Genomic DNA, 24,189 nt, shown 5'->3' on the forward strand with positions numbered 1-24,189 from the left:
GAAACGTCCGCACAGTTTAGCCCTCTTTTCCGGGCCAGACCTGACGAGTTCTGACATGGGCCCGATTGCGCGCGGCTTCAGAAGGCACGGCGCAGGCCAACGGCAACGCCGAAGGCCCGCAGGTTTGTGCTGGTCTCGTCGATGGGAATGCCCGCGGACAGCGTGTTCAGGGACATGATGCCAGAGTCCGTGCCGACCTCGCCAAGGTCCACGTAGTAGCCGGACAGATCCAGCGTCAGGGTGTCACTGAGGGCGATGCCCGTGCCCAGGGTCACCTGATAGGCGAAGTTGGTCCGGTCGCCATCCGGCGTAACGCTGATCTTGTGCCGCCCCGGGTTCTCCGGGAAGCGGTAGGTCATCTCGCCGAGCCGATTGTGGGCGACGCCGGCACCGATCCCGACATAGGGCTGGAACCGCCCCAGATCGGCGCCGTTGAGCGCCGCCAGGTCGACGAACACATTGGCCAGCCCCAGCCAGGACTCGAAGTCCGCCGACACCGGTTCATGGGTACCGACGGAGAGAAAATTGGCATTGCCCGCGTACTCGCTGGCGAAGCGATAGCCCACCGACAGATCCGCCCGCAGCCAGGGCAGCAGGCGTCGACCGACGGCCAGCTCCGCCATCGGATAGTCGCCGAAGTCACCATAGGCGCCGATGGGGCGGCCGTCATCCCCCCGCACGCAACCGAACAGCGCCGCCGGCTGCTGCGAGGCACAGTCGCGATCAGAGAAATTCGCGTCCCGCGACTGCTCGTAGCCCAGGGCACCGCGCAGATACCAATCCGCCGCCTCCGCCGGGGCCACCAGCGACACCGATAACGCGAACAACAGGGACAACGGGGACGACGGCGACAGGGCTCGGACGGTGGTCGCGGAGAACCGCTTGCAGATTGACGTCATGGCTATAACGACTCCGGCGTCATTAGCGAAGTTTCAGGGCGTCGGCTTCGGCGGGGCGGCCGATCAGGTAGCCTTGCACCAGGTCGCAGCCGGCGGTGGTCAGGTAGGCTAGCTGGGCTTCGGTTTCGACGCCTTCGGCCACCACCTGCAGGCCCAGGTGATGGGCCATGCCGATGGTGGAGGTGACGATGGCCTCGTCGGTGGCATCGGTGGTCAGGTAGCGGATGAAGGCGCGGTCGATCTTCAGGGCGTTCACGCGCAGGTGCTTCAGGTGGTTGAGGCTGGAATAGCCGCTGCCGAAGTCGTCCAGGGCGATGTAGACGCCCAGCGCCCGCACCTTTTCCAGTTCGGCCAGGGCCTGCGCCGGGTCGTGCAGCATCGTGCGCTCCAGTACCTCGATGCCCAGCAGCGCCGGATCCAGGCCGGTGCGCTGCAGCACCTCGGTGAGGTCCCGCACCAGGGTGCCGGCGATGATTTGCTGCGCGGCCACGTTGACGCTGACACGCACCGGTGCGACGCGCTGCCAGCGCAGCGCCTGCTCGGCGGCGCGCTCGATCACCCAGCGGCCGACGCTGTGCACCAGATCACTGCGCTCCACGGCCTCGATGAAGTCCCGTGGCGACACCATGCCGTCCACCGGGTGCTGCCAGCGGATCAGAGCCTCGGCTGCCACCAGGGCGCCGCTGTCGGCGGCGACGATGGGCTGATACAGCAGGCGCAGGTCACCGCCCGCCAGGGCGCGACGCAGTTCGGTCTCCAGTTGCACCCGGCGGCGCGCGGCCTGAGTCAGTTCCGGGCGATAGCTGCCGATGACACTGCTGCCGGCCTGCTTGGCCTGCTTCAGCGCCGATTCCGCATTGCGCAGCAGGGTGTTGACGGTGGCGCCGTCCTCGGGATAGAGCGCGATGCCGAGACTGGCGCTGAGGCTCAGGCCGTCGAGTTCAGGGATTTCCAGCGGCTGGCTGACCAGTTCCTGCAGCCCCTGAGCCCCCTGCACCGCCTGTACCGCCGGATCCCGTTTGGTCTCCAGCGGCCGCGCGATGACGAAACCGTCGCCGGTCATGCGCGCCAGGATGTCCGCGGGGCCGGCGAGACCGGCCAGGCGCGTGGCGATGACCTTCAGCGCCTCGTCCGCCGCCAGCGGGCCATGGCTGGCCACCAAGTCGCGGAAAGGGTCCAGATTCACCACCAGGATGGCCAGGCGCCGCTGTTCCACCGAGGCTTGCTCCAGGGCCTCCGCCAGGCGCTCGCGCAGCCGTGTCAGATTAAGCAGCCCGGTCAGGGGATCGTGGGAGCGCAGGTAGGCGATCTCCTCGCTGGAGCGCCTGGCCGCGCTGCGGTCGTTGAAGATGGCCACATGCTGCACGACCCGGTTGGCGGAGTCGCGCACCAGGTTGATGTTCAGCCACTGCGGATACACAGCCCCGTCCTTGCGCCGGTTCCAGACCTCGCCGCTCCAGTTGTCGGTGCGCTGCAGTCGGTCCCACAGGGCGTGGTAGAAGCCGGCATCCTGGCGCCCGGAGGCCAGCAGGCGCGGATTCTGGCCGATGACCTCGTTGGCTTGGTAGCCCGTGATGGTGGTGAAGGCCGCATTCACCGTCAGGATGCGGTTGTCGGCATCGGTGACCATGATGCCTTCGCTGGTGTTTTCGAACACGATGCCGGCGAGACGTTGCTGCTGCAGCGCATTTCCCTGTTGCTCCACCACCCGTTGCAGCAGGCGTACGTGCACGTCCTGCACATCCTTGAGCAGTTCGTGCCGACCCAGGATACCGACCAGCCGTCCGTCGTCCGCCACCACGGCCAGGTGCCGGACGTTGAGCTCAAGCATGCGCGGTCCGGCGTCGTAGGCGGGCGCGTCCGGGGCGATGCTGTGCACCGGACAGGACATCTCCGTCGCCACCGCCACTTGCCGCAGATCCCGGGCATTGCCAACCAGGCGGATGGCATCGCGCTCGCTGAGGATGCCCACCGGGCGCGCGTCTTCGACGATGATCACAGAACTGAAGTGCCCCTCTGCCATGCACGCCATGGCCTCGGCCACGGTGGCGGTGGGCGGCAGCGAGACCGGGTTGCGGGTCATCAGGTCCGCCACGCGCCGGGGCGTCAGCAATTCCTCGGCCCCCAGGGCCCGGGCGAAATCCGTCTCCGACACCAGCCCCTGCAGACGGCCGTCGGCGTCCACCACCACCAGGTGGCGGAAGCCGCGCCCCGCCATGCGGGCATAGCCGTCGACGAAACTGGTTTCCGCAGTGGCCGTGAGCGGATCCGGCGACATCAGGTCGCGCAGTGGCGTGTCCGGCACATAGCGATCGCGCACGATCAGCGCCAGGGCATCACGTTCGGTGAAGATGCCCACCGGGCGCTCGTCCTGCACCACCACGATCGAACTGACCCGTGCATCGGCCATGACCGACAGGGCCGCCGACAACAGCTGTTCCGGCGGACAGCACACCGGGGGACGGGTGGCGCACAGGTCCGCCAATGTCAGCTTTTCAATCATCGCCGTGTCTCGATGCCCGGCGCCTGCTGCGGCAGTAACGCCAGCGCCCGCGGGTTGTAGTTCTTGAGACGATAGCTCATTGCGCGGGCGGGAGCAGATCCTCGAGCAGATCGATCCGCAACGCACGCACATCATCCCAGTCAGCATCGGCGGCGGGCTCGAAGCCCTCAACGCGCAGCGGCGCGAGCCGCTCACGGCCGGTCTCGCTCTGCGCCAAGGCCACCATCGCCGCGGTCAGCGCCGCCACCCGGTCCTCCGGCACCCGCGGATGCGCCGCGAAGGCATGGGGCGTGTAGCCCTCGGTAGTCCAGAGAATGCGCAATTGCTCGCGAATGTCCGGCTCCACCGCCTGCAGCGTGCGTACCACCCCGCCACCGGCCGGATACAACCCCTTGGCAACGGCGCGGTAGACCGAATCGTGGGAGGAGACATACTTCGGCGTGAAGCCGATCCCCTGCGCTTTCAGGTCGCTGCGCATCAGCACGCTGGCGGCGAAGGCCGCCGGCGCCGGAAAGGCGATGCTGGCGCCGTCCAGATCGTGCAGGGACTCGATGGCGCTGTCTGCGCGCACCACCAGGATGCCCCTGATGCGCGTGTCGGCGACACGGGCAAAGGCGCGATAACCCGGCGCGCGACTGAAGACTGTGTAATGGTACGGATTCATGTAGGCGAAATCGTATTCGCCGGCGGCAAGGCGTCGCTCGAACTCCGGGATGTCCGGCGCCGTGCGGAAACGCAGTTCCACCCCCAGTGCCTGCTGCAGATGGGTCAGCAGCGGCGCCCAGTCACGGGCCAGCTTGCTCGCCGACTGCTGCGGCACGATGCCAAAGCTGTAGGTCTCGTCAGCAGGCGGCTCCTCAGCAGCAGCCACACCGACCAGGGCCAGGGTCAGCGAACAACCCAGCGCCAGGGTCAGCACCAGAGTCGACACCTGTCTGGTCATTGGCAGACGAGCATAAGACGAAAGAACGCGGAATCCGGACATGACGACCTCCATGATCGCGCTGCTGCACATGCAGAACGGCTGAGTGAGGGGAATCCGGACAAAGACGCCCCAAACCCGCAATGGTAAAGGCGGACAGGCCGTGGCTGGTGAGTGCCTGGGTCGCATTCTACAGCACCCTGACAGGCCGCCGTGCTACATTGAATCAGCAGCGGCAGACTGTTTTTCGTTCCCTACCCCGGCTTCTGAATCGCAGATCTCTCAGCGCATGCGCATCCAAACCGTCAACGTGCTGGTCTCCGGACTGGTGATCCTGTTCTCGGTGACCAACATCGCCGCCTCGTTTCTGTTCGGCCAAGCGGTTGAGGCGCGCAAGCAGGCGATGCAGAACCGCACGGCCATCATCCAGGCCGCGGACCGGCTGGCCCGGGGCAGCGATATCCTGACCAATGCGGTGCGCGCCTATGCCGCTACCGGCGAAGAACGCTACCGGAAGGCCTTCTTCAATGAGCTTGAGGTCACCCGGTCACGCGACCGCGTCACCGAGGATCTGCGCAAACTGGGTGCCACGCCGGGGGAGATGGCTCTGATCGAACGGGCCAAGCGCAATTCCGACAATCTGGTGAGCCTGGAGAACAAGGCCTTCGCGGCCGCCGCCGAGGGCGACCTGCAGCGCGCCATCGGCTTTGTGCATGGTCTGGAGTACCGCCTGGCCAAGGCCAGCATCATGGATCCCATCGACGAGATGCGTGCCCTGGTGGACCTGCGCACCCAGGCTCTGGAGCAAGACCTTAGCCAACGCGCCGCGGTGCTGCTGCATTTCAGCCACGCAAGTGAGCTGCTGAATCTGGCGGTGGTGCTGGCGGTGCTGATCCTGTTCTTCCGCCGACGCCTGGTGCAGCCCCTGGCACGGCTCACGGTGCAGGCCAAGACGACCCTGGGCGGTGACAGCAGCCAGCGCTTCGACTACCTGGACGAGTCCAGCGAAATCGGCGAGCTGGCGCGCACCCTGGATGCCTACCGCCAGGCAAACCGAGAGATCGAGCACCAGCGCTGGATCCGGCAGAGCCTGGCGGAGATTGCGGACGTGCTGCAGGGTGCGGAGACCACCCAGGCCTTCGGCCAGCGCCTGCTGTCCCGGCTGGTGCCGCTGCTGGGGGCGGGCATGGGCGGTTTCTTTGCCGGCCGCCAGGGGGCGGACGAAGCGGCGGAGGCGGACGCGGGCTATCGCTGCCTGGCGGGCTACGCCTTCGACGGCTGCCGCGATGCCGCCGGGCCAGGCGCGCCGGTGCAAGATCTGGTGGCTACCGCCCTGCGAGAAGGGCGCCCGCTGGTGCTGAACGACATCCCGCCGGACTATCCGCACATCGCCTCCGGTCTCGGCGACGCCCCGCCGCGCCAGGTCACGGCCATTCCCATTCGCCTGGCGGGCAAGGACCAGGCGCAGGGTTTCGTCGTCGAGCTGGCCAGCTTCATGCCCTTCGACGAGCCCCGGCAGGAACTGATCCGCGAACTGCCGGCGGTGGTGGCCCCGCGCCTGCAGGTGCTGCTGCGCAACCTGCACACCCAGGAGCTGCTGGAGACCATCCGCAAGAGCCAGGAGCAGTTCCAGCGGCTGGTGGACGAGATCGGCGACGAGTTCGTCGTCTTCAGCCAGGCCCTGGACGGCACCGTCACCTATGTCAGCCAGGGCTTCGAGGCCATCTTCGGCGTGCCCAAGGAAACCATGCTGGGGCAGGACTGGACGCGGCAGATCGACTGGGACGCGGAGGACAGCGCGCGGGTGCGCGCCCATGCCGCCGCCCTGCTGCAGGGCAGCGCGGGGGCGGAGCAGCTGGCCCTGGCCTTCACCCGTCCGGACGGCGAACAGCGCTGCCTGCTGGTCAGCCAGCATGTGGTCACTGCGCCCGACGGTGAGCCCCTGCGCATCGAGGGCGTGGCCCACGACATCACCGAACTCAAGCGCGCGGAACAGGCCCTGCGCGAGGGCAAGATCCTGATCGAGGGCATCATCGACAACAGCGCGGCCGCCATCTACTTCAAGGACACGCAAGGCAACTACAAGATCGTCAACCGCCGCTGGGAAGAGGTCACCGGCGTCACCCGCGGCACGGTGATCGGCCATTCGGACTTCGACGCCTTTCCCAGGGAGACCGCCGAGCTGCTGCAGAAGAACGACCGTTCGGTGGTGGCCGGCGGCAAGATGATCGAGATCGAGGAACTGGTGCCCACCGTGACCCAGGGCGAGCGGGTGTTCCTGTCGAACAAGTTCCCGCTAATCGCCGACGACGGTCGCATCCTGGGCGTCTGCGGCATCTCCACCGACATCACCGAGCGCAAGGAGGCGGAGCTTGCCACGCAGAAGGCCCGCGAGCTGGCGGAAGAGGCCACCCGGGCCAAGAGCGACTTCCTGGCCAACATGTCCCACGAGATCCGCACGCCGATGAACGCCATCATCGGCATGACCCAGCTCGCCCTGCGCACCGACCTGGACCACAAGCAGCGCAACTACATCGAAAAGGTCGCCCGCGCCGCCGAGAACCTGCTCGGCATCATCAACGACATCCTCGACTTCTCCAAGATCGAGGCCGGCAAGCTGACCATGGAGCAGATCGACTTCCGCCTCGAGGACGTGATGGAAAACGTCGCCAACCTGGTGGTGATGAAGACCGAGGAAAAGGGCCTGGAACTGCTGTTCGACGCCGCGCCGGACCTACCCACGGCGCTGGTGGGCGACCCGCTGCGGCTGGGCCAGGTACTGATCAACCTGGGCAACAATGCCGTCAAGTTCACCGACAGCGGCGAGATCGTCATCGGCGTGGAACAGGTGGCGGAGGACGCCGACGGGGTGGAACTTCACTTCTGGGTGCAGGACACCGGCATCGGCATGACGCCGGAACAATGCGCCAGGCTGTTCCAGTCATTCTCCCAGGCGGACACCTCCACCACCCGCCGCTTCGGCGGCACCGGACTTGGCCTGGCCATCTCCCAGCGGTTGGTGACGCTGATGCAGGGGCGCATCTGGGTGGAATCGGAGCCCGCCAAGGGCTCCACCTTCCATTTCCATGCCCGTTTCGGCCGTCAGGCCAAGACCCTGCCCAAGCGCATGTTCCGCGCCGACGAGTTCGAGGGCCTGCGCATGCTGATCACCGATGACAACGCCTCGTCGCGGGAGATCCTGGCCGCCCTGGGCCAATCCTTCGGCCTGACGGTGGATGTCGTCGCCGACGGTGCCGGCGCACTGCAGCGGCTGGAGGCGGCGGAGCGCGCCGGCACCCCCTACGACCTGACGCTGATCGACTGGCGCATGCCGGGCATGAACGGCATCGAACTGGTGCACGAGATCCAGCACGGGCAGTTCAACCGCACCCCGGCGGTGATCATGGTCACCGCCTTCGGCCGGGACGACGCGCTGGAGGCGGCCGAGAACCGCGAGGTGGAACTGCGCTCGGTGCTGACCAAGCCGGTGACGCCGTCCACCCTGCTGGAGGCCATCGGCGAGGCGCTGCACAAGGGCCGCATCATCGAGACCCGGGCGCACGAGAAGGCCGACGACAATGCCGAGGCCATGGCCCGGCTGGCGGGGGCGCGCCTGTTGCTGGTGGAGGACAACGCGCTGAACCAGGAATTGGCGCTGGAGCTGCTGCAGCTGGCGGACATTCAGGTGGAGATCGCGAACAACGGCCGCGAGGCGCTGGACCGCCTGGCCGCTGACGACGGCTTCGACGGCGTGCTGATGGACTGCCAGATGCCGGTGATGGACGGCTACGATGCCACCCGCGAGATCCGCAGGAACCCCGCCTGGCAGGCCCTGCCGGTGATCGCCATCACCGCCAACGCCATGGCCGGCGACCGGGAGAAGGCGCTGGCGGCCGGCATGAACGACCACATTGCCAAGCCGCTCAAGATCGACGAGATGTATGCCACCCTGGCCCACTGGATCAAGCGCCGGAATCCGCCCCCAAATCCGCCCCATCATCCGCCGACAGCGCCAGACACCGGCGAGCCGGCCGCCGGGCTGATCCCAGACGGTGCCGCCACGCAGGCCTTCCAAGGCCATGCATTGCCGGGGATCGATGTGCGCGCCGGGCTGGCCACGGCGGCGGCACGCGAGCCGCTGTATACCCGGCTGCTGGCCCGTTTTTACCAGACACAGCGGGCGTTTGCCGACGACTTCGGCGCTGCGCGATGCACGGCCGATGCCGATGCCGCAACGCGGCTGGCGCACACCCTCAAAGGCAACGCGGGCAACATCGGCGCCCGGGGCGTGCAACGGGCCGCGGCGGCGCTGGAGCAGGCCTGCCGCGCAGGCGACCACGACCAGATCGACGCCCAGCTGGCCCGTACCCGGGCGGCACTTGAGCCGGTGATCGCCGCGCTGGCCCCCTTCGCCGCCGGCGCCGCAACCAGCAAAGCGGCCGCTGCCGGGTCAGAGGCCTCCACCGCCGAGCCGGCGCAGGCGGCGCCATTGCTGCGCCAACTGCATGACCTGCTCACCGACAGCGACCCCGGCGCCACCGCGGTGGCAGAGACGCTGACGCGGGCCGTGGCGGGCAGCGCCCTGGCCGCCCCGGTGGCCGAGCTGACCGCCGCCGTGGCCGAGTTCGACTTCGACCTGGCGTTGAAACTGCTGCAGAAGCTGAGCCCTGGGGCATCGAGCACAGCTCAGTCATCCGGCGACAAGCAATGACGACACAGGCGAGTCGGGGCAAGCCGCGGCAACCGAACCTATGCTGACAAATGGTGTAAATCCAGCACGGTGGTGCATCATCATCTGGTGGAAGAGTTCGACTGGGCCGGACGCTGATTCACTCCAGCGGTACCGGCGGGCTGTGCGCGGCGGCGGCCTCGCGCAGCAACGCTAACGCACGCTCGAAGTCGAAGGCGGCCAGACACGCCGCGAAGTCCTGCCGCCGTGTCCCCAGCACCGGGTCAAGCAAGGCGGCGGCGTCGGCGTACAGCTGCTGGGCTTCCATGTCGTCCACGGCGAGGCGGACCGCCAGTGGCGCCATGACCTGCTGCAGCCGCTGCGCGTCCACTGGCTCGGGCGATGGCGGCATGGTGGTGGCCGGGATCAGTTCCAGCGGCACGCAGAACCAGAAGCAACTGCCCTGTCCCAGAATGCTGTCGACGCCGATCTCGCCGCCCATCAGCGCCGTTAGCCGGCGGCACAGCGCCAGCCCCAGGCCGGTGCCGCCTTGTTGGCGGGCGAGCGAGGTGTCGCCCTGACGGAAATCCTCGAAGGCCGCGGCCTGCTGCTCTGGGAGCAGACCGATGCCCTGGTCCGTGACCGCGAAGCGGACCATCATGCTGCCGCTGCGCATCGCTTCGCGCCGCAGGCTGAGGCGGATGGTGCCCTGCTCCGAGAACTTGACAGCATTTTCCAGCAGTTGCGTCAGCACCTGACCCAGGCAGCCGGCGTCGCCGCGCAGTCGGGGCGGCAGCCGGGGATCGAGTTCGCGGGCAAAGCCCAGGCCCTTTTGCTGCGCCAGGGCGGCAAAGCGGGTCTCCAGCGGTACCAGCAGGCCTTCAAGATCGAACGCCTCCGGCTTCAGCTGCAGCGCGCCGCTCTCCACCCGGGCCAGTTCCAGGATATTGTCGATGAGCATGAGCAGTTGCCGCGAGGATTGTTCGATCACCCCCACCGAGCGTCCTATCCGCGGGTCTGCGTGGTCGCGCCTGAGCAGGTAGGTCTCGCCGACGATGTGATTCAGCGGCGTGCGCAGTTCATGTCCCACATTGGCCAGCAGCGCCGTCTTGGCGCGGCTGGCGCTCTCTGCCGCGTCGCGCGCCAGAGCCAGCTCGCGGGTGCGGGCAATCACCAGTTCCTGCAGGTGACGGCGGTGCCGGGTCAGCTCCAGGTGCAGCGCGATCCGCGCTCGCACCATGCCCCGGTTGATCGGCTTGTGGATGAAGTCGACGCCGCCGAGGTTCAGCGCGCGGATCTCGCTTTCGGCGTCGGTCTTGGCGGTAACGAAGATGACCGGGATGTCGCGGGTTGCCGGGTTCTGCTTCAGCGCCTTGCAGACGGCGTAGCCGTCCATCTCCGGCATCATGATGTCGAGCAGGATCAGGTCCGGCGGCGCGATGTGTCCGAGCAGATCCAGGGCGTCGGGACCGGAGGTAGCGAAGCTCATCTCGTAGTCGCCTTCCAGCATCCCGAGCAGGATCTCGATGTTGGTCGGCGCATCGTCGATGACGAGAATGCGTGCGGGTGCAACGTCCACGGCGGCTTGGGCAGAGGCCTGTGGCGAGGCTGCCGATGCAGGTGCCGATCCGGGTGCGTCCCGGGCTTGGGTGTTCATGGATTCGTCCGGTCGCTGGGTTGATCAGTCGGGTTGATTCTGTCGGGTTGATGCCTGAGTGGATCAGAGGCGTTGCACAAAGTCCTGCAAACGGCAGCGCGCGTCTGCGTAACGCAGACGGGCAATGGCCCGACTGACCTTTGCGTAGTCTTGCTGCAGCGCCGTGCCCTGGAGCTGGGCAAGGATCTCGGCGTCCTTGCCCCGGGCGCTGGCCCGGCCGGCCTCCAGCAGGCGCTTCAGCTTCGCCAGGTCCGGCAACAGGGCCTCGACGTCTACGACACGAGCGGGCGCAGCGCCACCCCCCGCGGCGGCTGGCGGTGGGTCGTCGCCGCAGTGGACTGCCGACCCCTGGCCTGCGCCGGGCGCTGCGACGGACTCTGAGACCGCTGGGGGGTGCCTTGTCCCTGGCTGACCGGAATCCCCAGGCGGACGGTGAACCAGAAGCGGCTGCCCTCCCCCGACCGGCTCTCGACACCGATCTCGCCCCCCATCAGCTCCACCAGGCGGCGGCTCAGGCTCAGTCCCAGGCCGACGCCACCATAGCGCCGTGTACTGGAGCTGTCCACCTGCCAGAAGGCCGAGAACAGGCCCGCCTGCTGCTCTGGCGACAGGCCGATGCCGGTGTCGGTGACCGCAACGCGCAGCGGCAGCATGGGTGTGGCCAGGTCTGCTGCGGCGGCTGCCAGGCCGCCGGCATCGCGCACCGGCGTCGCCGTGGGGCGGGTGGCGTCACCGGCGCAGGAAAACGTCACCTTGATGCACCCGGTCGGGGTGAATTTGAGCGCATTTTCCAGCAGATGCTCGATGACCTGCCGCAGATGCTCGGCGTCGCCCAGCAGGATGGGCGGCACCTCCGGCGCCACCGAGAAGCTGAGCTGGATGCCCTGGGCCGCCGCCTCCGGCGCGAACCGCGAACGGATCCGGGCGACGACCTGCTTGATGGACAGGGGCATGACCTCGATGCGGAGCTGGTCGTTGTCGAGCCGGGCGTGCTCGATCACGTCGGTGAGCAACGCCAGCAGGTCCAGCCCGGCCTGGCGGATCTTGCCGAGGGTGCGGCGCTGGTGATCGGTGGGCGCGTCGTCGATCAGTTGTTCCGCAAAGCCGATGATCGCGTTCATGGGGGTGCGAATCTCGTGGCTGACATTGGCCAGGAAATCACTCTTGGCCCGGCTGGCCGCCTCCGCCGCCCGATTGAGCACGCGCAGTTGTTCGGTCAGCGCACGCTGCTCCTGCGCGCGCTCGCGCAGCGCCCGCTCGGCGCTTCGATCCACCAGTACCAGCAACACACGGTCTGCCTCTGTGGCAACCTTGGGCAGCGGCACGTATTGCACGTCGCAGGGCTGGCCGGGCCGGCCGCCGATCTCGCCATCCAGCCCGGGTTCCGGGCGCAATTCCAGCGCCTCCAGCCGTCCCGAACCCGCCTGCATGGCATCGCGCAGCGCGTGCGCCAGTGCCGGCCGGCTGTCGAATCCGAACAGTTGCAACACCGATCCGTGCTGCAGGCCGAGGTAGTCGCTGATGCCCAGATCGTGGCTGGCCTGCTGGTTGGCCTCGGCGATGAAGCCCTGGCGATCCACCACCAGCGCCGGTAACGGCAGATGCCGGAACAGGAGCCGGTACTGCTCCAGGGCCGTCGCGGTGTCGGCCTGGGAGCGGATCAGTTCCTCGTTCTGGATCTCCAGCTCGGTCTGATAGATGCCCAGTTCTTCCACCAACTGGCCGAACTCCATCTCGGCGACCGTGGCGTCGGTCGACGTCTGGCGGGCCTGCAACAGAGCCGTCGCCTGCCGGCGCAACTGCGTCAAATTGACCTCGCCATGACCCATGCTCGTCCGCCTCATGCCTGCCTGCGATTCCCCATCGATTTTGTAGCAGATTTGTGGAACTACCGCCATCGGCAAGCGTAATGCCCGGCGATTTCCGTCAACATGCGTCTGCGCGGCTGACACAGGCAATTCATGCAAGGCCGGACACTGCAATGCGGCAGAGATTTGCCGTATCCTGCAGCGCTTGTCACCCGTTGGGATGACCATCGCCGCGGACGGGTCATCCGCCGCTTCACTGCGCCGCTGGAGACAGTTACAGGAGTTTCGCCACGCCATACGCATCCTGCTGCCCTTGCTGCTGTTGCTGTTCATACTCGCGGCGCTGGGGCTGCTCGTGCTGGAGAAACTGCGCGCGCCGGACAGCACGGCGGCGCTGCTGCCGCTGCGGGCCCTTGCGACACCGACGCATCTGCTGGAACTGGGCGGATTGCTGGCGCTAGCGCTGATCGTGCTGCTGAGCGTTTATCTTGGCGTCAGCCGGCGCGCCGGCCGACTGCTGCACAGTGCCCGTGCCTCGGCCGCGGGCCGGCCCGAACCGCACCGCACACTGACCGGCAACGATGAACTCGGCCGCCTGGATGCGGCGGTACAGGAGCTGGTTCGACGACTGGCCAGGGCCGTCCAGCGCGTGTCTGACGGCGAGAAGCGACTGACCCGCACCCTGGAGGCGGTAGGAGACGGCTACTGGGAATACGACCCGGATACGGCCAGGTATTTTTACAGTCCGCGGCTGCAACGGCGCCTGGGTTACCCCCCCGGCAGTCTGGAGCAGCGCTATGGCGCCTGGGCGGCGCAGATCCATCCGGACGATCTGGAAGCGGCCCGAGTTGCCATGCGCGCACATCTGCAGGGCGGCACACCGCGGTTCGAGCACGAGTTGCGCGTGCGCACCGCCGACGGCGACTGGCTTTGGGTGCTGGCGCGCGGCCAAGTGGCCGAGCGTGACTCACAGGGTCGCCCGTTGCGCCTGGTGGGCGCCTACACCGACATCAGCCCCCGACGGCAGGCGCAGGAGGCGCTGCGACGCACCCGGATCGTCTTCGAGTCCGCCAATGAGGGGGTGCTGTTCACTGATCCGCAGTCCCGGGTCACCGACGTCAATCCGGCCTTTCTCAGCCTCTGCGGTTACCAGCGCGACGAGCTCATCGGCCGGACACCGGCCTTGCTCGGTTCGGGCCATCACGATCAGGCCTTCTTCCAGGCCCTGTGGCAGGCGCTGACGACCCAGGGCCAGTGGCAGGGCGAGCTGTGGAATCGGCGCAAGAACGGCGAGCCCTTTCTGAGCTGGGTCACCATCCGGGCGGTGACCGACAAGCAAGGAGAGCTGTCCAGCTATGTCGGCATCTACGCCGACATCACCCACGCCAAGGCGGCGGAGGAGCAACTGGAGCGGCTGGTGTTCTTTGATGCCCTGACCGGGCTGCCCAACCGCTCGATGTTCCGCCAGCGGCTGGCCGAGACGCTGCAGGGCGAGGCGCAGCCGGTGCTGCTGTTCATCGATCTGGACCGCTTCAAGCTGGTCAACGACACCCTGGGCTATGCCGTGGCGGACGAACTGCTGGTGGAGGTCACCGCACGCATCAAGGCCTTTGCCGACCAGGCCGAAATGATCGCGCGGCTGGGCAGCGACGAGTTCACGGTGCTGTTCACCGACATCGATGATGTGGATCGGGTCGCGGTCATTGCCCAGCGGATCATCGACGCCATCCGGCGCACGGTGACGGTGCAGGGCCACGAGATCTTCGTCGACGCAAGCATCGGCATCAGCGTCTGTCCGGACGACGGCCAGGACGCCGACACCCTGATCAAGCACGCAGATATCGCCATGGCCGATGCCAAGCAGCTGGGACCGGGCAAGTACCGCTTCTTCATTGCCGACATGAACCGTCGCAACGCCGAGCAACAGCGGCTGGAGCAGTCCCTGCGCCGAGCCCTGGAGAACGGCGGCATCGAGGTCCACTACCAGCCCAAGGTGAGGCTGGTCGACGGCCATATTGTCGGCCTCGAGGCCCTGGTGCGCTGGACCGATGCAGAGCGCGGTGTGGTCCCGCCGGGGCACTTTATCCCGCTGGCGGAGCGCACCGGGCTCATCGTCCAGCTCGGCGAGCGTGTGCTGGAGACGGCCCTGCGGCAATTGGCCCGCCTGCACCACCTGGGCCACGACGACCTGCATGTGGCGGTAAATCTGGCCGCACTGCAGTTTCAGCAGCCCAACCTGGTGGAGCGCATCGACGGCCTGATCCACGCCAGCGGTGTGCCGGCGGCCGCGCTGGAACTGGAGATCACGGAAACCACCATGATGCGCGACATCGATCACGCCATCGCCGTCATGACGCGGCTGCGCGAGCGCGGCAGCCATGTCACCATCGATGACTTCGGCACCGGCTACTCATCGCTGGAATATCTGAAACGCTTCCCCATCGACGGCCTGAAGATCGACCAGTCCTTCGTCCGCGACCTGGCCAGCGACGCCAACGACGCCGCCATCGTCTCCGCCATCATCGCCATGGCCCGCACCCTGCAGCTCGAGGTGGTTGCCGAAGGCGTCGAGACCGCCGCCCAGTGGGACTACCTGCGCCGCCACGGCTGCCAACTGGCGCAAGGCTACTATTTCAGCAAACCCCTGCCTGCGGATGAACTCGAGCTGCTACTGCAGCAAAACGCCCCGGGCAATACTCCCGTTGCGCCAGACGCATCCGAAGCGACCCAAGGCAGATCCCAAGATGGCGCCCAGGCCACTCCCTGAACCAACACCGCAAGACCCCGCCAGCGAAAATCAGCAATTGACGACAGCCCGCCCAACGCCTATCATGGTCGGCTTCTGGGGCGCGTAGCTCAGTGGGAGAGCACTGCCTTCACACGGCAGGGGTCGCTGGTTCGAACCCAGCCGCGCCCACCAATCAAATCAAGCACTTGAAAGCCGGCCTCGCGCCGGCTTTTTGCTGTGTGTCCAAATGGTGCCCAAACGTGGCCCATCCTGAACGGCCAGCAGGCAGGAGTCATCCGGAATCCGGCGTAAGCGCTCGTCGGTCAGGAGCAGTTCGCCCGGATACTGTGCTTCGCTACCTTCCGAATAAACTGCGGCCGCTTCGACAGATTCTTCCAGGCCAGCGCCGCCACGCCGCCAACGCTGTTCGACCGCAGCGCCTGGTAATCCTCCCACGACTTGCGTTGCACCTTGCCGAGCGAGCGGTTGCTGATGCCGCCCAGGCGCATGCGCACCAGCACCTCGGGCAGATACACCACCCGCCCCTGCAGTTGCATCAGCATGCGCAGCATCAGGTCATCGTCCGCGGCGATGCGATAGCGGGTCTCGAAGACGCCGAACCGCTCATACAGCGAGAGCCCCACTCATAGGCGTGATGGCAGTTCTCAGGGAATGTGAACCGGTGGTTGCATGTGCAGTTTGACAACTCGTTTACGGAATCGGGCATCAAAGCTGGCCATGGCGTCGCAGTGCCTGGACTGCGCCAAGTGCAGGGCATCAGAAAAATCCAGACCCTGTCGGTAGCCTTCAACCGCCTCTGCGATGGCCGCCGCACGATCAACCACCAGATGCTCAATGTGCAATAAGTCTTCAATCACGCTGAGCACTTGATCTCGCGGCAATTCATACACGCCACGCAGCACCCAATCCAGCTCTTGCACGACCGTCACCGGCAGAAACAATGTCTGACCAGATGTCAGTAGCGCCTGCGCCGCAGTTTGCTGCTGTTGGGTTACCGCATCCGCCTCCGCTTCATGAACGATTGCGCGCGCCAGAATGTTGGTATCCAGTGCGATCATGGCGCCTTGGCATGGGCCTCGCGCTGCGCTAGCCGCGCCGCAACAACGGCTGCGTCCATGTCTTCAATGGCAACGGGCTTGCCGCGATGCATCGCCCGGCCAAATAACACCGAAGCCGGCTTTTTGCCCCCTGCCCGCGCGGGTTCGATGAGGATCCCCGCGCCATCCGGCGCAAGCCGCACCTCCACCTGCGCACCCGGGGCGAGCGCAAGCTGCTGACACAACTCAGCGGGCAGCACAACCTGCCGTTTGGCCGATAGGGTCATGGTTGACATGGCGGTTCTCCGTGAAAATGCGTGTAGCCTTAGCTTATGCCAGAAACGCCACCCGTTCAACGACGTTCAACGCCTGAAAGTCACTGCCCAAAATATGCGATCGTCGGCCGTAACCCATTACGCAGCGCTTGGGAGCCGCCGGCGGTGCGCTTCCAGGCCGGGCGCAGCAACGACTGCTGGCACTTCGATCTGAGCCCGTCGGACCTCAAGCACGTCAAGCGCCCGGCCTGGTTCGAACCCAGCCGCACCCACCATCAAAGCAGATAGATACGAAAAACCGGCCGAGCGCCGGTTTTTTTGTAAGTGTCATCTCTGTTCTTCAGCGCTGCTTGGCGGTGCGGGCACATCACTGCGCAAAGCGAGATGTGTAGACTGTCACCTTGACTGGCTCCAGCTCACCAGCCCTGGCTCGCAGGGTTCCTGATCAGGCCACCCAATCCCAGGCTCCCTCGGCCAAGCGATCTGTTACCCGCTGAGTGTAACAGCCGCTCCACACCCAGAAGTCGTGCCTGTGATCCAAACCAAAGCGCCACAGCACCTTAAGGTCGCAACTGGGATCTAAAACAAGACGTTACCGCAACCAAGACGTCGCGAATGGAAGCCAGCCAGAAAAGACCAGCTGCGCCTAGCTAACTGAACAGTCTTTCCAAAATCGCCTCCGCTGCCTCCTCGACCGACATCCGCGTGGTGTCCAGATGGAGCTCTGGGCGTTGAGGTGGCTCGTAAGGGCTGTCAATGCCAGTCACATTGAACAGCTCTCCCGCCCGGGCGCGTCGGTACAGCCCCTGAGTATCGCGCTGCTCAGCCACCGCCAGCGGCGTGTCAACGAAGACCTCGATGAACTCGCCGTCTCGCATCTGCGAACGCAGGAGTTCGCGCTCGCTGCGGAAGGGGGAGATGAAGGCCGCAATCACGATCAGCCCGGCATCCACCATCAGGCGCGCGACCGCGCCCACACGGCGGATGTTCTCGACCCGATCGGCTTGCGTGAAACCGAGGTCCCGGTTCAGATCATGGCGCAGATTCTTGCCATCGAGCAAATAAGTATGGCGACCCAGTGCGTGAAGTTTCTTCTCCAAGGCATTGGCAATGCTAGATTTACCCGCACCCGGAAAACCAGTCAGCCAGATCAGCCGGGGCTGCTGCCCCTTGAGTGCCGCATGCGCGGCCCGATCCACCTCCAGATGCTGCCAAGGCAGGTTCTGGCTGCGGCGCAGTGCGAAATGGAGCAGGCCAGCGCCTACGGTGGCGTTTGTCAGGCGATCGATCAGGATGAAACCACCAAGGTCGGGATTCTCGGCATAGGGCGTAAAGGGCACGGGGCGGTCGGTCGAGAGATTGCAGACCCCGATGTCGTTGAGACCGAGCTGGGTGGCAGGCTCCCGGGCCAGGCTGTTGATATCGACCTGGTGTTTGATCGCTGTGATGCTGGCCGCAAGCTGGTTGGTCGCGAGCTTCATCAGATAGCCGCGACCGGGCAACATGGGCTCCTCGGCCATCCAGACCAGGGTCGCCTCGAACTGATCGGCGACCGCAAGCGCGGGGGCTGCGGTTTCCGGCCTTGCGGCCATGCCTCCGGTGGCAGCCGCAGCGTCCTCCGCATCGGCCACCGCCGCAATCACCTGCCCGCGCGAGCAATCGATCTCATCGGTCAGTGTCAGGGTCACTGACTGGCCGGCATGGGCCTCATCCAGATCACCATCGAAGGTGACAATCCGCGCCACGCGCGAGCGCTGCCCGCCTGGCAGTACCTGAACGGCATCGCCTGGATGCACCACGCCTGAGGCGATCTGCCCGCTGAAGCCGCGAAAATCCAGATTCGGCCGGTTGACCCACTGTACGGGTAGCCGGAAGGGCCCGCTGGCCAGCCAGGCCTCGTCCAGTTCGACCGACTCCAGGTATCCGAGCAGCGTCGGCCCCTGATACCAGGGCGTGCGATCACTGGGGAGGGTGATGTTGTCGCCCTCCAGCCCAGACACCGGAATGGCCACAAAGTCCTGAATCCCGATCTGCTCGGCGAAGGCCCGATACTCGGCGACGATGGCGTCAAACACCTGCTGATCGTAGGCCACCAGATCCATCTTGTTGATCGCCAGCAGCAGATGACGGATGCCGACTAGATGCGTCAGGTAGCTATGCCGACGCGTCTGGGTCAGCACGCCCTTGCGGGCATCGATCAGGATTACCGCCAACTGCGCAGTCGAGGCGCCGGTGACCATGTTGCGGGTGTACTGCTCGTGCCCCGGGGTGTCGGCAACGATGAACTTGCGGTTCTCGGTGGCAAAGAAACGGTAGGCCACATCGATGGTGATGCCCTGCTCGCGCTCGGCGGCCAGGCCATCGACCAGAAGCGCGAAATCGATCTTCTCGCCCTGGGTGCCGACGCGCCTGGAATCACTCTCCAGCGCAGCCAGCTGATCCTCAAAGATCAGCTTGCTGTCGTAAAGCAGCCGTCCGATCAGCGTGGACTTGCCATCATCGACGCTGCCGCAGGTGATGAAGCGCAGCAGGGTCTTATGCTGATGACGCTCCAGATAGGCGTCGATATCCTCGGCGATCAGCTGCTCGGCGCGGTAGCTGGAATCCGTGTTCGCGTTGGCCATCAGAAATACCCCTCCTGCTTTTTCTTCTCCATGCTCGCCGACTGGTCGTGATCGATGGCGCGGCCCTGGCGCTCGGAGGTGGTGGTCAGCAGCATCTCCTGGATCACCTCCGGCAGCGTCTGCGCGCGGCTCTCGACGGCGCCGGTCAGGGGGTAGCAGCCAAGCGTGCGGAAGCGGATCCAGCGCTCGACGGGCTCCTCACCCGCCTGCAGCGGGAAGCGATCATCGTCGACCATCAGGATCAGCCCGTCGCGGACCACCGTCGGGCGCGGCGCGCTGAAATAGAGCGGCACGATCTCGATGCCCTCCAGATGGATGTACTGCCAGATGTCCAGTTCGGTCCAGTTCGACATCGGAAAGACGCGGATGCTCTCGCCCTTGGCCTTGCGGGCGTTATAGAGCCGCCACAATTCCGGGCGCTGATTCTTGGGATCCCAACGATGATTGGCCGAGCGGAAGGAGAACACCCGCTCCTTGGCGCGACTCTTCTCCTCGTCACGCCGCGCGCCACCGAAGGCGGCATCGAAGGCATGGAGATCCAGCGCCTGCTTGAGCCCCTCGGTCTTCCACATGTCGGTGTGCAAGGCACCGTGATCGAAGGGATTGATGCCCCGTTCGCGCGCCTCGGGATTCTGGTGGACCAGCAACTCCATGCCCGCCTCGGCCGCCGCGCGCTCGCGCAGCTCGTACATGGCGCGAAACTTCCAGGTGGTGTCCACGTGCAGCAGCGGGAAAGGCGGCGGCGAGGGATAGAAGGCCTTGCGCGCGACATGCAGCATGGCCGCCGAATCCTTGCCGATCGAATACAGCATCACCGGCCGCTCGGCCTCGGCGACCACCTCGCGCATGATGTGGATGCTTTCGGCCTCGAGGCGTTGCAGGTGGGTCAGGGTCTTCATCGGGGCTCTTGGGGTTCGATACAGGCGTTCAGGCATGGGTTTGGTGTGACCGGATGCGGGATTCGGTGATCAGGGCTGTGGTGCTGCTCAGGGGTTGAAGACCGCGTTCAGCCCGGCGAGCAATCGCCCATTGTCGGCCTCATCGCGCACCGCAACCCGAATGTAACGGTCACCCAGGCCCTGATAGTTGCTGCAATCACGAATCGCGATGCCCTGCTCGCGCAACAGACGATCCTGCAGTTCCGCCGCGCGCATTCCTTGCTCTGGCAAACAGCACAGCAGATAGTTCGCGCTGCCGGGAAAGACCTGCAGGCCCAACGTGGCCAACTCCGCGCTCAGCCACTGCCGTTGCTCACGCACCAGTCGGCGGCTGCGCTCGGCCCAGTTGGGCGTGTCGCTGGCACGCAGCGTCAGGATGCCGGCGCGTTGCGCCAGGGTGTTGACGGACCATTCCGGCAGGCAATCCTGCAGGGCCCGGCGTCGCTCCGGCGCCAAGGCGCCGAACCCCAGCCGCAGCCCGGCCAGCGCCTGGAACTTGGTCATGGAACGCATGACCGCCAGGTTTGGCAGTGACCAGGTCAGTGCGCTGGGCGTCCCTTCGACAAAGTCCATGAAGGCCTCATCGATGGCCCAGAAGACCTCGGGATGGGTCGAGACCAGCGCCATCAGTGCGGCCGGATCGACCAGCCGCCCGGTCGGATTGTTCGGCTGCCCGATCCAGACCAGATCGCCCGGCCGGGCTTGCCGGTCCAGCGCGGCGAGATCGAGCGCGAATCCGGTCTCGGCACAGAGTTGCACCGGCTCGATGGGCAATCCCCAGACCGCCGCGGCAATCCCATAGTCCAGGTAGCTGGGCACCGGCAGCAACAGTCGCCGCGCACGCAACGCTCTGGGAAGCCACCAGATCAGCTGTTCGGAACCGTTGCCGACCAACAGGCGCTCGGGGTCGATGTCATGGGCCTCGGCCAGCAGGGACCGCAGTTCACTCGAATCCGGATCCGGGTAATGCCCCAGCGCTGCGAGATCGATATCGAACAGCGCCGCCAGCGCCGGCGGCGGCCCCAGAGGATTGATGTTGGCGCTAAAATCCAGGATCTCTGCCGCTGGCCGCCCGGCGCGTCGGGCCAGCGCATCCAGATTGCCGCCGTGTCGCTCGGTCATGGGCGCAGGCCATCCTTGATCACCAGCCGATCATCAGTCATTGAAAATTCCAGTCCAGTGGGCGCAGACTCAAGAAGCATTGGTGCGTCTACGGTTTCCATTATCATCGATCAGGGTCCTTGGCGGCTAGGATTGATCCAGCGCCTACTGTGGGCGCACTGCTCTGCGGTAGGCTGTCGCATCATTTCCGTCCGGCGGGCGACAACCAGAGAGCGTGAAATTCATGATTCCTGAGCGCATCCTCTTATCCAGTCGAGCAAGCACCCGCGTCTGATGACCCCGGCGCAATGCACTGAGCTGGCGGCCGAGATCAAGCAATGGGGCCAGCAACTGGGCTTCCAGCAGATCGGCATTGCCGACTGTGATCTGGCAACCGCCGAGGCCCATCTGCAACGCTGGCTGGCCGAGGGCAAGCAGGGCGACATGCACTTCATGGCGCGTCATGGCAGCAAGCGCACCCGACCGGCCGAGCTGGTTCCGGGCACGCTCAGCATCATTAGCGCCCGCATGGATTACCTGCCCGAGCATCAGCAGGCCATCGATCGCGCGCTCGAGGACCCAGCACGCGCCTTCGTCTCGCGTTACGCCCTTGGCCGCGATTATCACAAGCTGCTGCGCAAGCGGCTGCAACGGCTGGCGGAGCGCATCCAGGAACGCATCGGCCCCTTTGGTCATCGGGTCTTCGTCGACTCGGCCCCGGTCATGGAAAAGCCCCTGGCGCAAAAGGCCGGGCTCGGCTGGATCGGCAAGCACACCAATGTGATCAACGCCAAGGCCGGTTCCTGGTTCTTTCTGGGCGAGATCTACTGCGACCTGCCCCTGCCGGCCGACACCCCCGCCGAGGAACACTGCGGCGATTGTCAGGCCTGCATCGACATCTGCCCGACCCACGCCATCACCGGGCCCTTCCAACTGGACGCCAGACGCTGCATCTCCTACCTCACCATCGAACACAAGGGATCAATCCCGGAGCATCTGCGCGCACCCATCGGCAACCGCATCTACGGCTGTGACGACTGCCAGCTGGTCTGCCCCTGGAACCGCTTCGCGCGCCTGAGTGAGGAGGCCGACTTCCTGCCGCGCGAGGATCTGGACACAGCCACGCTGCTATCGCTCTTCGCCTGGACCGAGGCAGAGTTCCTGGAACGCACACAGGGCAGCGCCATCCGACGCATCGGCTACAGCCGCTGGATGCGCAATCTCGCCGTTGCCCTGGGCAATGCGCCCCCGTCAACCGAGATCCTGCAGGCACTGAGCGCAAAGCGAGACCACCCAGACCCCTTGATCCAGGAGCATGTGCGCTGGGCGATTGGCCAACATCCGCGCCACCAAGAGACCAAATAGCCCACCACACCGAGTACCGCAGCCGAGCAAGGCGCTTGTCCGCCCTACCCTGGGTTGACCGAGCCGGCCGGGATGACGACTCGCTTCTGTCGTCCCGGCCGGGATGACGGTGGGTACCTATTACGGGTGCAGTATATTCAACGCTTCCCGGCCGGGATGACGGTGTCTACCGGATATTTGCCCGCAATAAGCGCTCAAAATACGCAATTGTGGGCCGCAGCCCCTCGCGCAGCGCCACCTTGGGCGCCCAATCCAATCGGTCGCGGGCCTGGGTGATGTCTGGCTGGCGCTGGCGGGGATCGTGTTTGCGCAGGGCGTAGTGCATGGTCTTGGGGCAAATAATCCCAGGGTGCGCGCCGGCCGGCTCAGCCGAGCACGACCAGGTACAGGTAGTACAGCGCGAAGCCGCTCAGCGCAACGATGCCGGCCAGGCTCATGACCACCAGCCAGGGCCGGGGGCGGTCTGCCAGCGGCACCGACGACTGGAACATGGCCCGGTGGTTGAGGATGGCCAGGACCGGCGCAGTCAGGAACGACAGCGTGGTGGCAATGTCCACCATCGCCGACAGACTGCTGAGCAGGAAATGCAGCACGATCACCGCCCCCAGGGCCAGCACCGCCACCGCACCCCAGTAGATCAGGGTGCGCTCATGGCGTTCGCGCTCGTCCGCGGGTCGCTCTTCGCCGCGAAATCGCTCCACCAGCGTCGCGATGGCGCGCGGAAAGGCATCCAGCACCGTCAGCGTGGTGGAAAACATCACCGCCAGCGCGGACGCACCAATGATGGGTGCCACCCAGTCGCCCAGCGCCTGCCGGTACAGATCCAGCACCTGGGTGGCGAAGGCCCCCGCCGAGGTGGCGATCTCGGTCTCGCTGGTGTACATCACCCCCGCCCCCAGCAGCATGAAACAGAACGCGAGCACGCCGGTGCCGATGTAACCGATGTGGAAATCCAGCATCGACTCGCGCACGCTGGGACGATAGCCCGTGTCCCGGGCCTTTTCCAGGGTCCAGAGGCTGTTCCAGACCGCGATGTCGATGGCCGACGGCATCCAGCCCACCAGCGCCGCCAGGAACAGGATCGTCTTCTGATCCACCGCCTCAGCCGGCAGCATCCAGTGCATCTCTGACCACGGGATGGTCGGCACGATGAGCAGTGTCGCAATGACCGTGGAGACGGTGAAGACCACCACCAGCAGCTTCACGATGCGGTCCAGCCAGTGGAACTGACCGACGGCGAGCACCGCCGCGCAGACCCCAAGCAGCAACGCCGAGGTGGTGATGGCATCGAACGGCAGCCCAAGGGTGACATTGGCCAGCCCCGCAGTCACCACCGTGACCGCCGCCTGTACCGTGAACATGGTGCCCAGGGTGAGCACGCCGTACAACACCAGGGCCCAGCGACCCTGTCGCCGATAGCCCTCCAGCAGCGAGGTACCCGTGGCCGCGGTATAGTTCGGCCCGAAGCGAAAGGCGGGATACTTGAACAGCAGCGCAAGCAGGATGAACAGCCCCAGCGCCAGGCCATAGTCCGCGCCGGCCCGGGTCGACTGCACCAGATGCGACACCCCTACCGCCGCCGCAGCAAAGAACAGCCCGGGCCCCAGCGCCCGGGAAAAGTGATGTTCCGTCGGCATGATCA

The 24,189-nt window shown here is 66.0% G+C and carries 16 protein-coding genes and 1 tRNA gene; 4 read left to right on the forward strand and 13 right to left on the reverse strand.

The window, feature by feature from the left end; translation table 11 throughout:
- Window positions 1-77: 77 nt before the first annotated feature.
- The 3 genes from F2Q65_RS00495 to F2Q65_RS00505 all read right to left on the reverse strand — a co-directional run bounded on the left by F2Q65_RS00495 (window position 78) and on the right by F2Q65_RS00505 (window position 4,345).
- A complete protein-coding gene (locus F2Q65_RS00495; protein ID WP_150089318.1) occupies window positions 78-899 on the reverse strand; it encodes an outer membrane protein in 822 nt (273 codons plus the stop codon).
- A 22-nt stretch (window positions 900-921) separates the two neighbouring features.
- Window positions 922-3,402: an EAL domain-containing protein gene (locus tag F2Q65_RS00500; RefSeq protein ID WP_170265424.1), complete on the reverse strand. Its 2,481-nt coding sequence runs from the start codon at window positions 3,400-3,402 to the stop codon at window positions 922-924.
- A gap of 76 nt (window positions 3,403-3,478) precedes the next feature.
- On the reverse strand, window positions 3,479-4,345 hold the full coding sequence (locus F2Q65_RS00505; protein ID WP_150089322.1) for a phosphate/phosphite/phosphonate ABC transporter substrate-binding protein: 867 nt from the start codon (window positions 4,343-4,345) through the stop codon (window positions 3,479-3,481).
- A 268-nt stretch (window positions 4,346-4,613) separates the two neighbouring features.
- Between F2Q65_RS00505 and F2Q65_RS00510 the strand changes: the two genes are divergently transcribed.
- Window positions 4,614-9,035 carry a response regulator gene (locus F2Q65_RS00510; protein ID WP_150089324.1) on the forward strand — a complete coding sequence of 1,474 codons (4,422 nt, stop codon included), beginning with the start codon at window positions 4,614-4,616 and terminating at the stop codon, window positions 9,033-9,035.
- A gap of 118 nt (window positions 9,036-9,153) precedes the next feature.
- Here F2Q65_RS00510 and F2Q65_RS00515 read toward each other — a convergent pair whose 3' ends face one another.
- The 3 genes from F2Q65_RS00515 to F2Q65_RS00525 all read right to left on the reverse strand — a co-directional run bounded on the left by F2Q65_RS00515 (window position 9,154) and on the right by F2Q65_RS00525 (window position 12,494).
- A complete protein-coding gene (locus F2Q65_RS00515) occupies window positions 9,154-10,650 on the reverse strand; it encodes an ATP-binding response regulator (RefSeq protein WP_150089326.1) in 1,497 nt (498 codons plus the stop codon).
- A gap of 63 nt (window positions 10,651-10,713) precedes the next feature.
- The gene (locus F2Q65_RS00520) at window positions 10,714-10,908 is read right to left on the reverse strand and encodes a hypothetical protein (protein WP_150089328.1); all 195 of its coding nucleotides are present in this window, start codon (window positions 10,906-10,908) and stop codon (window positions 10,714-10,716) included.
- A gap of 14 nt (window positions 10,909-10,922) precedes the next feature.
- A complete protein-coding gene (locus F2Q65_RS00525; protein ID WP_170265425.1) occupies window positions 10,923-12,494 on the reverse strand; it encodes a PAS domain-containing sensor histidine kinase in 1,572 nt (523 codons plus the stop codon).
- Window positions 12,495-12,678: 184 nt separating this feature from the next.
- Between F2Q65_RS00525 and F2Q65_RS00530 the strand changes: the two genes are divergently transcribed.
- Window positions 12,679-15,225 carry a putative bifunctional diguanylate cyclase/phosphodiesterase gene (locus tag F2Q65_RS00530; RefSeq protein WP_150089330.1) on the forward strand — a complete coding sequence of 849 codons (2,547 nt, stop codon included), beginning with the start codon at window positions 12,679-12,681 and terminating at the stop codon, window positions 15,223-15,225.
- A gap of 78 nt (window positions 15,226-15,303) precedes the next feature.
- Window positions 15,304-15,378 (forward strand) — tRNA-Val (locus tag F2Q65_RS00535).
- 131 nt (window positions 15,379-15,509) lie between these two features.
- Here the strand turns inward: F2Q65_RS00535 and F2Q65_RS00540 are convergent.
- From F2Q65_RS00540 to cobD, 6 genes are all read right to left on the reverse strand, one after another.
- Complete coding sequence (locus F2Q65_RS00540) at window positions 15,510-15,830, reverse strand: glycosyltransferase family protein (RefSeq protein ID WP_246155804.1); 321 nt, start codon at window positions 15,828-15,830, stop codon at window positions 15,510-15,512.
- A 21-nt stretch (window positions 15,831-15,851) separates the two neighbouring features.
- Complete coding sequence (locus tag F2Q65_RS00545) at window positions 15,852-16,265, reverse strand: type II toxin-antitoxin system VapC family toxin (protein WP_150089332.1); 414 nt, start codon at window positions 16,263-16,265, stop codon at window positions 15,852-15,854.
- Window positions 16,262-16,540, reverse strand: coding sequence for an AbrB/MazE/SpoVT family DNA-binding domain-containing protein (locus F2Q65_RS00550; protein WP_150089334.1), 279 nt, complete (start codon window positions 16,538-16,540; stop codon window positions 16,262-16,264). Before F2Q65_RS00550 ends, F2Q65_RS00545 begins: the two co-directional genes overlap by 4 nt.
- Window positions 16,541-17,169: 629 nt before the next feature.
- Window positions 17,170-19,143 carry a sulfate adenylyltransferase subunit CysN gene (gene cysN, locus F2Q65_RS00560; RefSeq protein WP_150089338.1) on the reverse strand — a complete coding sequence of 658 codons (1,974 nt, stop codon included), beginning with the start codon at window positions 19,141-19,143 and terminating at the stop codon, window positions 17,170-17,172.
- Entirely contained in the window at window positions 19,143-20,042 is a 900-nt protein-coding gene (gene cysD / locus F2Q65_RS00565) for a sulfate adenylyltransferase subunit CysD (protein ID WP_211353909.1), read from the reverse strand. The genes cysN and cysD overlap by 1 nt, the downstream gene beginning before the upstream one ends.
- Before the next feature lie 87 nt (window positions 20,043-20,129).
- On the reverse strand, window positions 20,130-21,203 hold the full coding sequence (cobD, locus tag F2Q65_RS00570; RefSeq protein WP_150089342.1) for a threonine-phosphate decarboxylase CobD: 1,074 nt from the start codon (window positions 21,201-21,203) through the stop codon (window positions 20,130-20,132).
- Between the two features lie 273 nt (window positions 21,204-21,476).
- Here cobD and queG point away from each other — a divergent pair, with 273 nt between their 5' ends.
- Window positions 21,477-22,547 (forward strand): tRNA epoxyqueuosine(34) reductase QueG, encoded by a 1,071-nt coding sequence (gene queG, locus F2Q65_RS00575; RefSeq protein ID WP_150089344.1) that lies wholly within the window; start codon window positions 21,477-21,479, stop codon window positions 22,545-22,547.
- Between the two features lie 365 nt (window positions 22,548-22,912).
- Here the strand turns inward: queG and F2Q65_RS00585 are convergent, their stop codons facing one another.
- Window positions 22,913-24,184 (reverse strand): NRAMP family divalent metal transporter, encoded by a 1,272-nt coding sequence (locus F2Q65_RS00585; RefSeq protein WP_150089346.1) that lies wholly within the window; start codon window positions 24,182-24,184, stop codon window positions 22,913-22,915.
- Between the last annotated feature and the right edge of the window lie 5 nt (window positions 24,185-24,189).

The organism is Thiohalocapsa marina, from assembly GCF_008632335.1.
Lineage (GTDB): Bacteria > Pseudomonadota > Gammaproteobacteria > Chromatiales > Chromatiaceae > Thiohalocapsa > Thiohalocapsa marina.

What these genes read in the sequence shown, in the direction of transcription:
- F2Q65_RS00495 (WP_150089318.1), bottom strand. Translation starts at nt 899, where the DNA reads ATGACGTCAATCTGCAAGCGGTTCTCCGCGACCACCGTCCGAGCCCTG.
- F2Q65_RS00500 (WP_170265424.1), bottom strand. Translation starts at nt 3,402, where the DNA reads ATGATTGAAAAGCTGACATTGGCGGACCTGTGCGCCACCCGTCCCCCG.
- F2Q65_RS00505 (WP_150089322.1), bottom strand. Translation starts at nt 4,345, where the DNA reads ATGACCAGACAGGTGTCGACTCTGGTGCTGACCCTGGCGCTGGGTTGT.
- F2Q65_RS00510 (WP_150089324.1), top strand. Translation starts at nt 4,614, where the DNA reads ATGCGCATCCAAACCGTCAACGTGCTGGTCTCCGGACTGGTGATCCTG.
- F2Q65_RS00515 (WP_150089326.1), bottom strand. Translation starts at nt 10,650, where the DNA reads ATGAACACCCAAGCCCGGGACGCACCCGGATCGGCACCTGCATCGGCA.
- F2Q65_RS00525 (WP_170265425.1), bottom strand. Translation starts at nt 12,494, where the DNA reads ATGAGGCGGACGAGCATGGGTCATGGCGAGGTCAATTTGACGCAGTTG.
- F2Q65_RS00530 (WP_150089330.1), top strand. Translation starts at nt 12,679, where the DNA reads ATGACCATCGCCGCGGACGGGTCATCCGCCGCTTCACTGCGCCGCTGG.
- F2Q65_RS00545 (WP_150089332.1), bottom strand. Translation starts at nt 16,265, where the DNA reads ATGATCGCACTGGATACCAACATTCTGGCGCGCGCAATCGTTCATGAA.
- F2Q65_RS00550 (WP_150089334.1), bottom strand. Translation starts at nt 16,540, where the DNA reads ATGTCAACCATGACCCTATCGGCCAAACGGCAGGTTGTGCTGCCCGCT.
- cysN (WP_150089338.1), bottom strand. Translation starts at nt 19,143, where the DNA reads ATGGCCAACGCGAACACGGATTCCAGCTACCGCGCCGAGCAGCTGATC.
- cysD (WP_211353909.1), bottom strand. Translation starts at nt 20,042, where the DNA reads ATGAAGACCCTGACCCACCTGCAACGCCTCGAGGCCGAAAGCATCCAC.
- cobD (WP_150089342.1), bottom strand. Translation starts at nt 21,203, where the DNA reads ATGACCGAGCGACACGGCGGCAATCTGGATGCGCTGGCCCGACGCGCC.
- queG (WP_150089344.1), top strand. Translation starts at nt 21,477, where the DNA reads ATGACCCCGGCGCAATGCACTGAGCTGGCGGCCGAGATCAAGCAATGG.
- F2Q65_RS00585 (WP_150089346.1), bottom strand. Translation starts at nt 24,184, where the DNA reads ATGCCGACGGAACATCACTTTTCCCGGGCGCTGGGGCCCGGGCTGTTC.